At 46.4% G+C, this 15206-nt stretch carries 12 protein-coding genes; 4 read left to right on the top strand and 8 right to left on the bottom strand.

Annotated features, from left to right (window positions below; translation table 11 throughout):
* Positions 1-232: 232 nt before the first annotated feature.
* Positions 233-1450 carry a bifunctional phosphopantothenoylcysteine decarboxylase/phosphopantothenate--cysteine ligase CoaBC gene (gene coaBC, locus QUA99_RS06290; RefSeq protein WP_333240375.1) on the top strand — a complete coding sequence of 406 codons (1218 nt, stop codon included), beginning with the start codon at positions 233-235 and terminating at the stop codon, positions 1448-1450.
* Positions 1451-1572: 122 nt separating this feature from the next.
* Here the strand turns inward: coaBC and QUA99_RS06285 are convergent, their stop codons facing one another.
* Positions 1573-1932 (bottom strand): transcriptional regulator, encoded by a 360-nt coding sequence (locus QUA99_RS06285; protein ID WP_333240373.1) that lies wholly within the window; start codon positions 1930-1932, stop codon positions 1573-1575.
* Positions 1904-2248: a type II toxin-antitoxin system RelE/ParE family toxin gene (locus QUA99_RS06280; protein WP_333240371.1), complete on the bottom strand. Its 345-nt coding sequence runs from the start codon at positions 2246-2248 to the stop codon at positions 1904-1906. Before QUA99_RS06280 ends, QUA99_RS06285 begins: the two co-directional genes overlap by 29 nt.
* Before the next feature lie 151 nt (positions 2249-2399).
* Here QUA99_RS06280 and QUA99_RS06275 point away from each other — a divergent pair, with 151 nt between their 5' ends.
* Complete coding sequence (locus tag QUA99_RS06275; protein WP_333240369.1) at positions 2400-2873, top strand: hypothetical protein; 474 nt, start codon at positions 2400-2402, stop codon at positions 2871-2873.
* 255 nt (positions 2874-3128) lie between these two features.
* Here the strand turns inward: QUA99_RS06275 and QUA99_RS06270 are convergent, their stop codons facing one another.
* The 4 genes from QUA99_RS06270 to QUA99_RS06255 all read right to left on the bottom strand — a co-directional run bounded on the left by QUA99_RS06270 (position 3129) and on the right by QUA99_RS06255 (position 8151).
* Positions 3129-4199 (bottom strand): aromatic ring-hydroxylating dioxygenase subunit alpha, encoded by a 1071-nt coding sequence (locus QUA99_RS06270; protein WP_333240367.1) that lies wholly within the window; start codon positions 4197-4199, stop codon positions 3129-3131.
* The gene (locus tag QUA99_RS06265) at positions 4199-4885 is read right to left on the bottom strand and encodes a class I SAM-dependent methyltransferase (protein ID WP_333240365.1); all 687 of its coding nucleotides are present in this window, start codon (positions 4883-4885) and stop codon (positions 4199-4201) included. Before QUA99_RS06265 ends, QUA99_RS06270 begins: the two co-directional genes overlap by 1 nt.
* Before the next feature lie 432 nt (positions 4886-5317).
* Positions 5318-7318: an FAD-dependent oxidoreductase gene (locus tag QUA99_RS06260; RefSeq protein WP_445250984.1), complete on the bottom strand. Its 2001-nt coding sequence runs from the start codon at positions 7316-7318 to the stop codon at positions 5318-5320.
* 644 nt (positions 7319-7962) lie between these two features.
* A complete protein-coding gene (locus tag QUA99_RS06255; RefSeq protein ID WP_333240363.1) occupies positions 7963-8151 on the bottom strand; it encodes a hypothetical protein in 189 nt (62 codons plus the stop codon).
* Positions 8152-8447: 296 nt separating this feature from the next.
* On the opposite strand from QUA99_RS06255, the gene QUA99_RS06250 reads away from it, so the two are divergent.
* Complete coding sequence (locus QUA99_RS06250; RefSeq protein ID WP_333240360.1) at positions 8448-9974, top strand: CHAT domain-containing protein; 1527 nt, start codon at positions 8448-8450, stop codon at positions 9972-9974.
* A gap of 127 nt (positions 9975-10101) precedes the next feature.
* Entirely contained in the window at positions 10102-12186 is a 2085-nt protein-coding gene (locus tag QUA99_RS06245; RefSeq protein ID WP_333240358.1) for a hypothetical protein, read from the top strand.
* 175 nt (positions 12187-12361) lie between these two features.
* On the opposite strand, the gene QUA99_RS06240 is transcribed toward QUA99_RS06245, so the two are convergent.
* Both QUA99_RS06240 and QUA99_RS06235 read right to left on the bottom strand, forming a co-directional pair.
* Entirely contained in the window at positions 12362-13306 is a 945-nt protein-coding gene (locus QUA99_RS06240) for a hypothetical protein (RefSeq protein WP_333240356.1), read from the bottom strand.
* A gap of 6 nt (positions 13307-13312) precedes the next feature.
* Positions 13313-14926, bottom strand: a complete 1614-nt coding sequence (locus tag QUA99_RS06235) for a glycosyltransferase family 39 protein (protein WP_333240354.1) — start codon at positions 14924-14926, stop codon at positions 13313-13315.
* Between the last annotated feature and the right edge of the window lie 280 nt (positions 14927-15206).

Here is a 15206-nt window from a genome sequence, read left to right as displayed (position 1 = left end):
TTGTTGCGGATTAAACAGATGAATTAGGGATTTTAGTCTGTTTTTATCTTAATTTCTTTCTTGATTCTTTTTTATGGCTGAAGGAAGAAGGAAGAAGGAAGAAGGAAGAAAGAATGAGGAAGAAGGAAGAAGGAAGAAAGAATGAGGAGATGCGATCGGGCAATTATTCGCACTGGTTTCAGGAATTCATCAAGTTCTCATAACCTCGAAGGTTGCTGTATTACCAAAAATCATGAAAGGCAGACGAATTTTAATCGGCGTTAGTGGCGGGATTGCGGCTTACAAAGTTTGCGAAGTAGTTTCAACTTTAGCGAAAGCGGGAGCGGAAGTTAAAGCTATTCTTACTGATGCGGCTGAGGAGTTTGTAACGCCTTTGACTTTTGCTACTCTTTGCCGCCATCCTGCTTTTACGGACAAAGATTTTTGGCAAGCAAGTCACGGCCGCCCTTTGCACATTCAACTGGGAGAATGGGCGGAAGTTTTTGTTATTGCTCCTTTGACAGCTAATACTTTGGCTAAGTTGGCGGGGGGTTTTGCTGATAATTTGTTGACTAATACTGTCTTAGCTTCTACTTGCCCAATTTTGCTGGCACCGGCGATGAATACGGATATGTGGGAACAGCCGACGGTGCAGCGGAATTGGCGGGAAGTTTTGAGTTATCGGCGGTATCATGCTGCGAATCCGGGGGCGGGTATGCTGGCGTGCGATCGCGCGGGTGTCGGCCGGATGGCAGAACCTTATGAGATTTTGCCTCATATTGAATCGCTGTTGTATGCGAAGGGCGATCGAGATTTAGCGGGCATTCGGGTGTTGATCGGTGCGGGAGGAACGCGGGAACACCTCGATCCGGTGCGGTTTATCGGCAATCCTTCCACTGGCAAAATGGGTATAGCTTTGGCGCAAGCTGCACAGCACCGCGGCGCTACAGTGACGCTGGTACACAGTATAACTGGCGAATTGCCGCTCTCAGGTGTGCGGGCGATCGCAGTTACCAGTGCACGAGAAATGCGGCAGGCGATGCTGCAATGCTTTCAAGAGGCGGATTTGACGGTGATGGCGGCGGCGGTAGCGGATGTGAAGCCGGCTGAGTACAGCAGTGAAAAATTGCCGAAGCGATCGCTCCCGAATTGTTTGCCTTTGACACCGGTAGCGGATATTGTGGCAGAGTTGGGAAAATTGAAACAGCCGCACCAAAAATTAATCGGGTTTGCAGCACAAACTGGAGATATTGTCAAGCCAGCTTTGGAGAAATTGCGGGCGAAGAAACTGGATGTAATTGCCGCAAACCCGATCGATCGAATAGGTGCAGGTTTCGGCAGCAATACCAATCAAGCAATATTAATTAATGCCGCCGGCAAGCAAGTAGAAATTGCACCTTGCAGCAAGCTAGAAATGGCTCACCGATTGTTAGATTTTGTGATGATATGTAGGGTCGGGTTTCACGAATAATATTTAATACCCGCAAACAATCTATATAAACCCGCCCCCACACAACAGATAACCAACATCAACCTTTATTTAGATCGAAATGAATCTGCAATCTGCTATAAATTAGCTGGTTCGGGCGATAATTATGATTCCCCAAAATCCGTTGATTCCGACTCAGCCGACAACTCAGTATCTGCGACAGTAATTTCTAATTTAAATCCTAATGCTTCGAGCAATTCTACAAAGCTGTAAATTTTCAAACCGCCGCTTTCGGTCAACATCTTGTCAAGTTTTTCGTGATGTTCTTTTGCTGACTCCGAAAGAGCATTCATCCTGATTCGAGCCTCAATTACCTTTCTGATGGCATTTCTCAAAAGTGCGGGTTCAGGGTCTTTTTCTTCCAATATAGCCCCGATAAAACCAGCAGCTTCTTCCGGCTCTTTGAGAGATTCAATTAGGTACTCGCGGTAGCTATCACTTGTCGGTGCTTTCACGTTTTTCATAATCTGTCCAGTATTCTATAGCTTGTCGAATGTCCTGTTCTTGGGTGCTTTTATCCCCAGCTATGAGGATTACCACAATTGTCAAGCCGACTTGTCCGAAGTAGACGCGGTAGCCCGGGCCATAATTAATTATGAGTTCAAAAACTCCTTGTCCCACTGACTTGAAATCTCCGAGATTACCTTGCTCAACTCGGTCAAGCCTAGATTTGATTCTAACTCTAACATTCCGATCGCGGATGGTATCAAGCCACTCGGTGAATGGTGCCCTACCCTCTGCTGTAGTGTAACGTCTAATTTCTCTCGGTTGTACTTCCATGATTTTATCGTACTTGATTAACAATTTCTATCGTAAGGGCGATCGACAGTCCATTCAACCACCAAATCATACTTAAGACAGAGGTATTCGAGCGACAAAATAGTAAACCTTGTTTGAGGGAACAAAGTTTAAATTAAACAGGGCATTGTGAATGAATTTTAAATCGATCGCAAAAACCAATCTACTATTCGGCAGCCTGATAATTAGCCTCGGATTGCAATCACTTCCAGCAGCAGCGCAAGCAGTCACCGACGCGCAAGTTTCCGCCCTCGTAGAAGCGCTGCGACAAGCCGCCCCGCCACAAGCCGCAAATGACGGAATGTACAGTCAGTGGCAAGTTTTACCGAACAATATTTCCCGCTGGGCAAAATTCTGTACCAAACAAGATTTAACACCCCAACAATTTGAGGCCGACGCGACAAAAGCCAAATCAATTGTTACCTGTATCGTGGGCGATTTGCTGCGCGACGAATACAAAGCTAGCAGCAACAATGAATTAACCGCTGTACGCCGCGCCGCTTGCTGGTGGATGACTGGGGACTCCGCAGCTTGTAAAAGTGGCGCAACTGCTACTTATGCCGATAAAGTTATCAGCGTTTACCAGCAGCAGCGGCCTAAAAAGTAAAGTTTGTGCTGGCGGAATTTAGATTTTTTGACCGCAGATAGGGGCAGATTAACGCAGATTAACGTAGATGAATTGCGATTGCTTTTATTATCCGATCGCCAATTCATCTTCTTTTAATGTAACTGTTAGCCTAAATCCTAACGCATCCAAATACAATTTCTGCGTTCAGGAATAGCCGAATTTCCCTCGGTTATACTTCTCTGATTTTTGTGAAATATACATATTAGCCTGTGCAGGCTTCAATCTGAGACTGAATTATTCATTTTCTGCCTGACTTCTCATCAACCTTTGCACGCTGTTTAAAGCCCGATTTAATTCATAATTCTTTCTTTCTGAATTCTGCAAAAAAGCCTGCTGTTCTTCTTCAATCATTAACACATCCTGCCGCACCAAACCATCTAATAACTTTTGAGCAGCACCGAAACAAATATCTTTAATAAACTTGCGAAACCAAACAGGCAATTTGTGCAGCCGCCAAAACGCATTTAATGAGGTAAAATGAATTAAATAAGCGCGAGTTGCTGTCTCGCTAACCGGACAAACCAAGCAGTAAATCTTAAAGTCGCTCCCCAAAGTTGAAACCCAGTGCGGGTAAACGTAGCTCACCTCTAACGGTTCCGGGTGCAGTCGGCGCAGAGATTTAAAAAATAACTGAGAAATTGACCAAATTTTATCTATTTTGTAATAACTTTGTGCCTGATAGCGAGCAGTTACTTGATGCTCGTTTTCTTCTAAAGTATCTAACACCGGATTTGCCCAAGCTTGCCAATCATCGTGCAAGTGTCCGTGGTACATATCCATCAAGTTTTCAATTAAAAATGAATAGTGTGCCTGACAGTCGATGACTGAAACTGTGGCAATATAATTGAGATGTTCCCACTCTGATAAATCTAATAAATCTATTTTTTCGGCTTTGGTTTCGTCCCCGGGAAACAGCCAGATAAAACCGTTTTTTTCCTGGATTGGATAGGAGCGAATTTTGCAGTTAGGTAGCTTTTGATTTTCTGCTAAATAATCGACTTCGGCGCATTCTCCCCTTGCATTTAACCGCCATCCGTGGTAAGCACATTCGATTAAATCGCCTTTAACTTGGCCGTGGCTGAGTTTAACTTGTCGGTGCGGACATCTATCTTCTAAAGCATTGATTTTGCCTGCACTGTCGCGGAAAAGTACGATCGCCCGATTCCAGATTTTCGCAGCTAGCGGCTGAGTTTGCACCTCGGTGCTGCGGGCGATCGCATACCAGCGATCGAGATTAATGGCCAACTGGCGGATGTGAGTTTTTTGTCCCCTTGCAGATTCGGATTTTATCGCGTTGTTTTGCATTACAAATGTTCCCAAATTACGCCCATAAAACAACCCAATTTTACAAAATAACAGCCCGGAAAGCAACGACCGTAAATTTTTCTAAATCTCCGTTCTGACAAATACCTGTCGCTAGCTAAATGCTTCAACCACCCAGGCGACAATCGAAATCTTAATAATCTTGAAGCATTGCGAAATCCGTATTTGGAACAGTCAGGAATAAAATCTCTCGCTGCACCTAATATGTAGCCTATTGTAGCAGGTGTTTCGACTTCCGATATATTATCTAAAAAGACGATTTTTCCGTGCGGATTTAACATTTTTTTAATTGCAGAGAGGGCGGCGGGGAGATTGTGCAAGTGGTGGAAAGTGGCAGCACTAACTATTAAATCAAATTTGCGGTCTAACACTAATTTACTGGCATCCATTTGGATGTATTCGATATTAGGAGCTGAGCGTTTTTGACTGGCTATAGCCAGCAGTTTTGCTGATAAATCGACGGCGACTACATTATCGTAATACTGGGCTAATTCAAAAGCCAGAATTCCAGAGCCGCAGCCAATATCTAATGCTGCACCTTTGCTAGTCGATAGGTTTTTAATAAAGAAATCATTCTGGCTTTGCAAAGTGGCGGCGAAATCGTATTCTGTTGCAAAAGCATCAAACATTACAGATTTATTGCGAATTTTGCAGTTATTCTTCAGCATCTATTATTGCTTTATACTTATTGACTATTTTAACCGCAGATGCACCCAGCTCAACGCAGATATTTTTTTTGCAAGCTCTGCTTTTTATTCTCACCGAAACCACACCCACAAACCATAACTTATCTTAAAAAAAGAATGCAACTGTAGCAAACCTCCCAACCCTGATTGAATCAGTCAGTCGATTTTAGATTTGAGATTTGAGATTTTAGATTTACTCCACAAATGAATCTGGGAGGTTGAAGTAGGATAGCAAATTTTTATCTCTCCACGACAGGAGTACGTGGCACGGTATCCATTTTGGGGCGGGTCATTCGCAATTATTAAAATCTCAAATCTCAAATCTCAAATCTCAAATGGTATGGCTGGGGGCGGGTTTCACCGAGAATAGCAGCCAATAATTGACGATTGATAAAACCCGCCCCGCTGCAAACCTTAGATTTTTAAGACGCCTTCGGGATTCACCGTCAAGAGCGATCGCCTCTGCAAACCCTCCTGATATAAAATAGCATTAGCTGCCAACAAACCGCTGCTAACCGCCCTTTCCATTAAACCGCAAGGAAACGGCATTTTTACCCAATCTCCCGCAAACAACAGATTGGGAACAGCGCAGCAAGTTTCTGGTCTTTCCGCATAACTACCGGGCGGATATCCAGAGAAATTCTTTTGATTTACCAATTCCCGGTGCAGCATATTTGCCTCTTTTAATTCCGGTACAATTTCGTACAATTCTTGCTCAAAAGTCGCCAGCAAAACTTCCTGGTTTGGAAATTCGTTCTCCTTGTAACAATAAGCGTGCAGTTCCACAACACTACCGCCAGTTTTCTGATTCCACTCGATGAACCGATCCTGAATTCGGTGGTAAAGCGTAATGCTGTCAGTCAGTTTGTAGCCGGAAAGCGAACTGAAATTGCTGTGATCCCAGGGAAAATCGCGATCGAACCAAAAACGGCCCACCGCAAACGGATCGGCTATTTTTAAGCTCTCGATCCGGCTGTGCACCTGCGGATTTACCTCACCGCTGGCCAAACTAAACAAATGCTGCATCCCCGGAACATCTGCCGCAAAAACATAATAATCAGCCTTCAAAGTTTCCGCAAAATTCTGCGTCTGGGAATTGTTCGCGGCGGAAACCAACTGTACCTCATCTGCTTTTTCATCGACTACCTTAAATCGAGGCAAATCCCGCTGAGCAGGCCCGCTGACAACTCGTCCTTCGGCATCAAAAACGGCACCGTGACAAGGACAGTGAAATTGACCGTCTTTCTGTTTCTGAACTGTGCAGCCTTGGTGAGTGCAGCTCAGAGAAATTGCCTCTTTACCCGACGGTGCGGCGGCAAATACGCTGTCCCCAGCGCCGAAATATTCGGTAGAGTTGCTGTCAGTTAACAGCGCGTTTCGCTTTACCCAAAAAGGTATTTTAGTTTGCACGTCTGCCGACTGGTAAGTCAAAGAATCAATCTGACCGTTTTCCCAGCGAATGTCACTGACTGCGACATCTGTCAATACTTTGCCGCCTTTGCTTTCAATGGCTTTGGCAATAGGCTGCACCAAACTCGTGCCCATATCTTGCCGCGTGCCGTTGAATGCCAAACCCTCTGGATTTCCAAAAAAGTAAAAGTGGAAGAATTGCATTAATTCTCCCGCGCTCAATTCGTCGGGAGCGTTGAGGCTGGACTTGGCAAAAGGCAGAAAATACAAGTCATAAAGCCCGCGCGGGAATTCACCTTTTACCCAGTCGGCAACTGAGATATTGTCGAGGCGATCGAAAGTTTTTTGAGTTTGAAAACCGCCGATTTCCCGAAACACTTGCCAGTGAGCGGGTTTTGTCAGATTGATTCCCCACTTGAGCCGATTGGGAGAAGATATCCCCAAGTCAACTATATTCCAGGGGAAAGCTGAATGGTTCGGACGGAAAACTTCGGGTTTGTATTTGCCGTCTCGAAACAGAACGGCGTAGGATTCTAAAGATACAAAGTTATCGGTAATTTCTAGTTCTTCAACCACACTTTTGAGGTTGTAGTATTGCGGAAAAAAACCGTGGAAACCGTGTTCCATCATAAAAGTTTCGTTCCCGACTTGAATCGGCCAACTAGCAATTTTGCCGCCGAGTTGGGGCGATTTCTCTAGCAATATTACGGCGAAACCCCGCTGGGAGAGTTCGTAAGCACAGGCGAGCCCGGCCAAGCCTGCCCCGACAACTGCAACGGTTTTGCGCTGATTCAGCATTCGCGGCAAGTCAAGAGAATCTTGCACAAAAACGGCGGGCTCTGGCTTGGAAAATCGAGAGTAGCCCAGCAGCCCGCCGGCGGCACCGACTCCGAGGAATTTCAGGGCGGTTCTTCGAGAAAATGGTTGGGATAGCGGTGAATTGGTTGATTGACTCATCAGCGGTACGCGGTAACGGGCTTTAAACACAAATACGCCATAAGGCATATATCATAGACCGAAAGCAGGATATGTGAAGAAATACTAAGACACATTTCCCCGTCCGATCGCACGCTGCCAAGTGCGATCGCACACAATGTATAGCGGAAGGAAGCAGGCTTCAGTTATCGTCGCGAGAGAACCAAGAATCAACAAGGAAAAAGCGATCGACAGCATAGCGTAAAATCCTCTAAATAATTAGGTGTTTTTATTGATAACTTAGGGGTGTGAGTGATATATGCCACACTTATTGGATCGGGAAAAGTGCGATAAATTTTAGAGTTTTTAACCGCCGAACGATCGTGCCATGCAAAAAAATCGAACAACCCGCATTAATTTATGTTGCTCAACTCTTGGCAACCGCCGCCAATGATACTAAAAAATTAGGAGATTTGCAGGCAAAATCTTAGGTCAAAATCAGTCTCTGCGAATTGTACGAAATAACCGGGCAGGTATCCGAGGCAAAACAATTAATCAGTCGAGCTTTAAGTAATATCAAATCCGGTAGCATCGCAATTAATATTACCGACAGCTTTCGACACGGCAGTGCCGTGTCCCTACAATTAATTCGGGTAGGGAAACGGCACTGCCGTGTCCTCTAGATCGTAAGGAGTGCAACCAGAAACGATATAAGTTGGTGCGAAAAAACCTAATTATTTTAAAAACAAGTAAATACAGAGAATATATTTGCTAATATTACTCAATATATGGTCGCTCGATTCATGATATTCCTCACTCAACACCAAGACAAAACCCGATTCAACCTGAGAAGTGCGGATGTGCCGCAAAAAGTCAAAGACGCCCGTAGAGGTAATGCCGGTTAAACTCACATCTTGCACCATTCTTAAGAACGGGCTCTCCGGCCCGTTCCACAAAAGATGATTTTTTTGTGGAACAGGGCGGAAAGCCTGTTCATAAAATGATTATTGAGAATGGTGCAACATCTCAGTTAAATGCACCTAGCTGCTATGTAAAAAACAGGACTTACATGAATAAACCGGCTTTTTGCCTAAGTCCTGTTTACGCAAAACTTCTGCTTAATGTACAAAAGTTTACATAAATGGTGAATTTCTTGGTGCGGGGAGTCGGTTGGTGCTGGTATCCACGCCCTACGGTAGATATTTGCGGTTGGTCTTGAATGCTAAAATCGTGCCGCGATCGCCAGCACAGTCAAATATTCTCAGCCACAGCCCAACTTTTGCCAACTGCTGCCGCCAACTGCGCCCTGAACCGCCCCAAAACCATGCACTATCAATCCCCGCAGCAACGCCAAAAATACGCGACTCATAAAAAAATTAAAAAAGCTATTTTTTACTGCTTGATAGCAATATTTTTCTGCTGGAGCACCGCGAACCTCGCTACAATTGCCCAAAACACAGGCGAGGGCGGACTTAACGGGCAAGAAATGAGAAATTTGCTCGATCGGGGAAACCTCACCGAAGCCTTAACCAGAATCGAAGAAGATTGGGAAGAAGACTATCAAAAATACTTTGAACAAGACTTTATGGCCCGTGCGAAAACCGCCCAAGCAATATCAAAAACTCTCTCCCGCCTAGCAGTTCAAACAAAGAAAAAACCAGCTTTAATTTACGCGATCCCGCGTACCGACCAACTAGAATTAATCTTAATATTGCCCGATCGCCCGCCCATTAACCGCAGCGTCCCGGAAGCCAAACAAGAGAAACTGCTCTCAGCAGTCCAAGAATTCGGCAGCGAAATCACCAACCCCGTAAAACTCAACACCACCAGCTATCTAGAACCAGCCCAACAACTATACAAATGGATAATTGCACCCCTAGAAACAGATTTGCAAACAGCAAAAATTGAAACCTTGCTGTTCTGCGTCGGCGCAGGTTTGCGAACCGTACCCCTAGCAGCAATGCACGACGGACAGCAATTTCTGATCCAAAAATACAGCCTCGCCCGTATCCCCGCCTTCAAATTCACAGACAGCAATTACACCGACCTCACAAACACCCAAGTCCTAGCAATGGGAGCATCAAATTTTTCAGAAACGGCGAACAAAGAACCGCTGCCTGCCGTGCCGTTTGAATTGAGCGCGATCGCCCGACAGTGGCCCGGTCAATCCTTTCTCAACGAAGATTTCACTATAGTAAACTTGCAATCCCAGCGACTGCAACAAAAATACGGAATCATCCACCTCGCCACCCACGCGGAATTCCGCCCCGGAACCCCAAATAACTCCTACATTCAATTTTGGGACACGCAACTTAGACTAGATCAAATGAGAGATTTAAAATGGAACAATCCGCCCCTTGAACTGTTAGTATTAAGCGCCTGCAGAACCGCCTTGGGAGACAAAGAAGCAGAACTCGGATTTGCCGGTTTAGCACTGCAATCCGGAGCAAAATCAGCCCTCGCCAGCTTGTGGTACGTCAGCGATGCGGGGACTCTCGCGCTGATGAGTGAGTTTTACCAACAGTTAAAAATCAGCAGGCCAAAAGACCCTCCAATGATTAAAGCGGAAGCTCTCAGGCAAGCACAAATTGCCGCGATCGAAGGCAAAGTGACGATCGAAGGCGGTCAACTGCGAAGTTCCCGAGGCGAAACTCCCTTGCCCCCGTCCATCCCCAAACTCGACAGCAAAGATTTATCCCATCCGTATTATTGGGCAGCTTTCAGCATTATTGGCAGTCCTTGGTAAGTGGGCCTCTTGACCGACAGTGGTGATAGGCTATAAAACATAAGTAATTTAATATCTGTAGCTGTCGCTCAACAAACCACCACCAACCTGTGACGAATCAAGCGGGAGCCTTCAAGGGGAAAGAAAGATGAAAAAATTAGAATTTTTGCTACAGAAAGAAGGCGATCGCGCCTGGTTGCCCCTAGAAACCTCAGACGTGGAAATTCTAGAAGGCAAATACCGTGTGGTTGCTCGGATTCAGCACCCCAACACCGACATCGAAATTCGCGTTACCCATACTTCCTTCGACGAAGGGGCGCAGCGGAAAGTCCAAAGCCGATCGGCCCGCACCAACCCCGAAGGATTAGTCGTGATCATTCCCTACACCAGGCTCAAACCCGGACTGTGGGAACTCTCCTGCTTGCCAGATCCCAAATCAACACCACTAAAACCTTGGCAGTACGGCGTTCAGTTGGAAGTATTGCCCGCAGAATCGGAAACTTCCGAACCCCTACCGCCGATCGACCAAACCGAACCCGCAACTGCCGCCGCAGCACCAAAAATCGCCGCAACTGCCGCCGCAGCACCAAAAATCGCCGCACCGGTCGATCGCCCCGCACCAACCCAAATCCCACCAGCCGATTCAGCACCGCAGCAGACCAAAATCTACCAATTTCCCATTCCCCAAACCCCCCAACCTAAACCCCACGTCAAACTCGAACTCGTCCTCGATCGAGAAACCTTCGTCACCCAACTCGGTCGCCCCTTAATCATTTCCGGCAAAATCGACATTCCCCAACCCCCCCAAAAAACCAGAAAAACAGCAACTCTCATCCCCGAATCCGAAGCGCTAGAACTCAAGCAACTCATCGGTTCAGCACAACTGCAAATTTACCTGCGCGACCCCCAAACCTCACAAATTCTCGCAGAAATCCAGCAGCCGATGCCAGAACAAGTTCCCCCCAGCCTCTTTGCCTGCGTCACCTACATCCCAACCGAGTGCAAAAGCCGCCTAATTTTAGGAGAAGCAATTCTCACCAGCGGCAGCATTACCCTAGCCACCAAACTATTCACAATTACAGCCCGTTTAGAGCATCTTCTAGAGGAAATTAAAGACAATTTCATCGAAGAAAAGCATCAAGCCGAACCCTCCCCAACAGCCTCAAAACCGCCTCGCAGCGCCAAAAATGTATCCTTCCTCAAGCTAGTAGAAAAATCTTTAGACCCTCCATCCCCCGCCGAAACCCCAACCGCTGAAGCCCTACCCCCTCAACTGAGTTCCCGTCAGACTCCAAGTGCAGGCGGGCTAGAACTGCCCGCATTCGGTAACAAACTGCCCGACAGCAGCCGATCGCAATTGCTGTCGGAAATCTCCAATTCGCCTCGAACAGCCGCAGAGTCGATCGACCCACAAACCAAACCCTCAGACATCCCAACTTCCCCTAAAACAGCGGAAATCGGAGCGATCGACCAAAAACCAGAAAACAGCCCAGAATTAGAAACAACCGCCCCAGAAACCCATCCAGCACCCACAAAACAGGCATTTCAAACCTTAAACGTCGAAAGTCGATTTTGGTCGCGGCTGAGTTCCTTAGCCAGCAACGGCGAATCCCCCGACTGGCTGAAAGCAACCACCCTGTCGCCCACTGCAAAAACCACCGCCAATAGCAGCGACGCAATTGCCGTTGTCGAAGAAAGCAGCCCCACCCAACAGCAACCGGAAACCAGCGAAACAATTTCCGACCCCAAATCCACTAGCCCGGAAGCCAGAGAATTTGTCGTCTTTGACGAACCCCCGCAGCCGAAACAAGTTGCTCAAAAAACCGCAACTGTCGCAGCAGAAGACACTCCCCCGATTCCCTACGTTTTGCCAGAAGACGAGTTAGTACCGATGCCGATTTTGGAATTGCCGCGCGCCGAAATCCTCGCCGGCGGGCCCGTAAAAGTGCAAGTGCAACTCCCGGAATTAATGCCCCGGATTTATGTGAAAGTTTGGGTGTACGATCGGCAAACCTACCTGATTCTCGACGGCCCGCGCTGGATTACCGAATTTAAATCTAACGGGTTGGGAAACGTCCGAGCAAGTATCGAGTTAGAGATTCCCTACGGCTGCATGGAAGTCGAATTTGAGGCGATCGCCGTCGAAATGCAAACTCAGCGGGAAAGTCACAAAGTAAGCGTTCACCGCCAAGTTTTACCCCCAGCCGGGCCAACTTTACCCCTGGATAGGTAAGCCCAAATCCGCGTGCATCCGCGTTCATCCGCTGACATCTGCGGTTAAAAAATTCTAAGTTGTTGTGCACTTAAATTGCATATTTCGATCCCATATCAAAACTCGTCAAATCCTCTCCCCCTCTCCCCTTCTCCCCCTCTAATACCATAAACAATCTAGGTGCACAACAGCTTACTTACTTCCCCGCCAACTGGCGAAACTTCTTCTTAAACTTATTCTTATACACGTAGATCGATCGCTGCCAATCCTCAACTTGCAGCGACATTTCGGCCGCCAAACCGGTGCGGTTCCAAACATCCTCCTGACACTTGCGGCGGCAAAAATTCATCGGTTCCGAGTAAACTTTCCCACTCGATAAACTTGGCTTCGGCCCGCACCAGTGAATCACAGTCGCCTGAGTGCTCGCGGCCGCAGGCCCGCTAGACTCCACCGGAAACCGCTTTCTCACGAAATCCCGGTCAAAATCCGGCACCAACAACTGCATATCCACACTCTGCACCCGCAGCCGATTTTCCCCGGCCGCCCGGAAAATCATAAAGTTCAAAAACCCCATTTCTCCGTACTTAAATATCCCCGGATTTGCCGCTGTAAAATCTAAAATTTCTACGTATTCTTCCAAGCTAAAAACGCCGCGCTTTGCAAAAAAAGTACCGGTGCAGAAATAATTGGCTCGATATTTCGACCAGTTAAAAGTGGGGAAATGCTTCTCAACGCCCGGAATGTCAAAGAAAAATTTTGAAACATCTGCATCCGAATTTTCCTGACAAGGTTGGTCTACAATAAAATCAAAGTCTTGAAAATTAGCCAACTTGAGAACATCGCCCCAAACGATCGTATCGGCATCCAAAACCATAAAATTTGACCAAGGACTTTCCCAGAAAGCAATCATTTTAGTTTTGCCCCAACCAAAACTTCTTTTTCTGAGAACCTCTTCAGAAACGGTTGTGCGATCGATAACTCGCACCCCGTAGGACTTTTCCAAAGCACTCACAGAAAACGTACCGTCAATCAACAGACAAATCGGCACATCTCCCAGAAAATATCGGATGCTAGCACAGCAACCCTTAGCAAACAGATAATCCTGGTCGCAGCAGGCAATAATAATACCAAAATCTTCCATAAACCCTCACTTTTTTACTAACTTGCCTAGCCACAGCGTTTCGGTTTTTTGTTCTGACAGCAGCTCGATTTTCAAGTTTTGCATTTTCGCCAGCTTAGCACTAAAATTCTGCGATCGGCCGTAGACAAAAACATCGCTAAAACCGCTAGGAATTTTGGGTATAGTTGGTTTGTCAAACAACTGAGCCCGACTGCGCGCTTTCGGGTCAAGCAACACCAATTGCAGCCGCACTTTCGGTTCTAACAAATGACTCATTGACAGTATATTTCCCAGACTGACTTCCGAGATATCACTGACAAGCAGCGGCTTTGGGGCACGATCGATCCTGCGAGCAATTTCGGGATTTTCCCGACCCCATTCCTTAGTCCACCAAGTCTCGGCTTGAGAACTAACGGCATTCGACAGCAAGCCGGCGGTTAACAGTACAACTGTCAGAACTTTCCACATTTGCCGTTTCCAGCTTGGCACGCCCAGCGCGGTAATTTTAGTCGCTAACAGGTAAGCAACAGCGATTTGCATCCCCAGATAAGTCGGAAATAGGTAGCGAGCTTTAGTCGATCGGATTCCTCCCAATATAACATCCGGCAGCACCACTGCCAGTGCTGTCACCGCCATCACCGTCAATACAAACAGCCAAACCTGTTTGTTCGTCTCCGAACACAGAAAATAAACTGCATACCCTACGATTGTCAATAAACTTAAAGTCGCTGCCACTAAACCAATAAGATATATGGATCTAGCATTAGAAGTTAGCCCCAAATCAAAAAAAACGCGACCGATATTTCCGGCCCAATTCTTAACTAAAGATAGCCTCTGACTTTCTAGATTTGCCCAACTTGTCGCCCCGGATGCTGCACTTTTATTTACCAGTAAAATTACCATCCAAGGCAGAAATGCTAGCAACGACACGGCAATTGCGATCGAGTAACTCGCTAGCTTTTTATTCGACGTAAAACCTTGAGTTCCTACGATATAAATTCCGTGTCCTAACGCAACTAACAGACTAAATAAATGAGTGTAAAATCCCAGAATATTTGCTACTGCGTAAATGCTCCAACTCAGCTTATTTTGCAGCCGCAGTGCTCGCAGCAGAGAGGCACAAGAAAGCAAAATCAGGGCTTGCCACAAACTGTAGGGACGTGCTTCTTGAGCGTAAAGCACGTGCAAGGGAGAAACTGCTAGCAATCCCACGGCTATCCACGCCACTTCCGGCGGTGCAAACAATTCTCGGCACAGCCAGTACAGACCAGGAAACGCTAACAAACTCATCCAAACTGAGAAACTTCTGATCGCTGCAGGAGAATCACCGAATAGTTTTGCCCAACACTTGACTGCCAGAAAATACAGTGGTGGCAGTTGAGGTTCTTCTATTGCCAAACTTTTAACAGTATCGCCAAAATTTTTGGTCGCATTGAGGCGCTGATATTTCATCAAATCTTTTGCTGCTACTAACTGACCGCTGCTTATTTCATGAAGAACTTCTGTTTGCGTGTATCCAGAAATCCGCAGGGAAGTAAATGCTTCATCGTACCAATAAAACTTTTTGTCGATGTTGACGAAGCGAAAAAACAATCCTAATAGCAATAATACCAATACTAACAGCCGCAGTTTGCTTTTCATCCCAGTCAGAGATGGTGTCAAAAAATATAGATGGTAGGCCTCAATTTAATATACCATATAAATAGCGAGTATATAGCAATCCTAAATGATTCAGATAAATTTGTGGGGGTAGTGCCCCGTGCCTACCCCCTATCTATCGGGCAACCGGGCGTGGGATTGCCCCTACAAGAATTATGCAAATGATTGAGGATTGCTATATTGCCCAATTTAGGATCGCGAATTAAATAATTTACACATATTTGTGGGATGGGCGTCCCGCCCGTCCAGAAAGGACGGGCGG

Source organism: Microcoleus sp. F10-B2 (assembly GCF_036704965.1).
GTDB lineage: Bacteria > Cyanobacteriota > Cyanobacteriia > Cyanobacteriales > Microcoleaceae > Microcoleus.
Note: the sequence above shows the minus strand (reverse complement) of the source record. Positions and strands in the feature narration are given on the sequence as shown.

Bases quoted from the DNA above. Each gene is read 5' to 3' on its own strand.
- QUA99_RS06235 (WP_333240354.1), bottom strand. From the start codon at position 14,926: ATGAAAAGCAAACTGCGGCTGTTAGTATTGGTATTATTGCTATTAGGA.
- QUA99_RS06245 (WP_333240358.1), top strand. From the start codon at position 10,102: ATGAAAAAATTAGAATTTTTGCTACAGAAAGAAGGCGATCGCGCCTGG.
- coaBC (WP_333240375.1), top strand. From the start codon at position 233: ATGAAAGGCAGACGAATTTTAATCGGCGTTAGTGGCGGGATTGCGGCT.
- QUA99_RS06240 (WP_333240356.1), bottom strand. From the start codon at position 13,306: ATGGAAGATTTTGGTATTATTATTGCCTGCTGCGACCAGGATTATCTG.
- QUA99_RS06260 (WP_445250984.1), bottom strand. From the start codon at position 7,318: ATGCCTTATGGCGTATTTGTGTTTAAAGCCCGTTACCGCGTACCGCTG.
- QUA99_RS06275 (WP_333240369.1), top strand. From the start codon at position 2,400: ATGAATTTTAAATCGATCGCAAAAACCAATCTACTATTCGGCAGCCTG.
- QUA99_RS06255 (WP_333240363.1), bottom strand. From the start codon at position 8,151: ATGGTGCAAGATGTGAGTTTAACCGGCATTACCTCTACGGGCGTCTTT.
- QUA99_RS06285 (WP_333240373.1), bottom strand. From the start codon at position 1,932: ATGAAAAACGTGAAAGCACCGACAAGTGATAGCTACCGCGAGTACCTA.
- QUA99_RS06270 (WP_333240367.1), bottom strand. From the start codon at position 4,199: ATGCAAAACAACGCGATAAAATCCGAATCTGCAAGGGGACAAAAAACT.
- QUA99_RS06250 (WP_333240360.1), top strand. From the start codon at position 8,448: ATGCTAAAATCGTGCCGCGATCGCCAGCACAGTCAAATATTCTCAGCC.
- QUA99_RS06265 (WP_333240365.1), bottom strand. From the start codon at position 4,885: ATGCTGAAGAATAACTGCAAAATTCGCAATAAATCTGTAATGTTTGAT.
- QUA99_RS06280 (WP_333240371.1), bottom strand. From the start codon at position 2,248: ATGGAAGTACAACCGAGAGAAATTAGACGTTACACTACAGCAGAGGGT.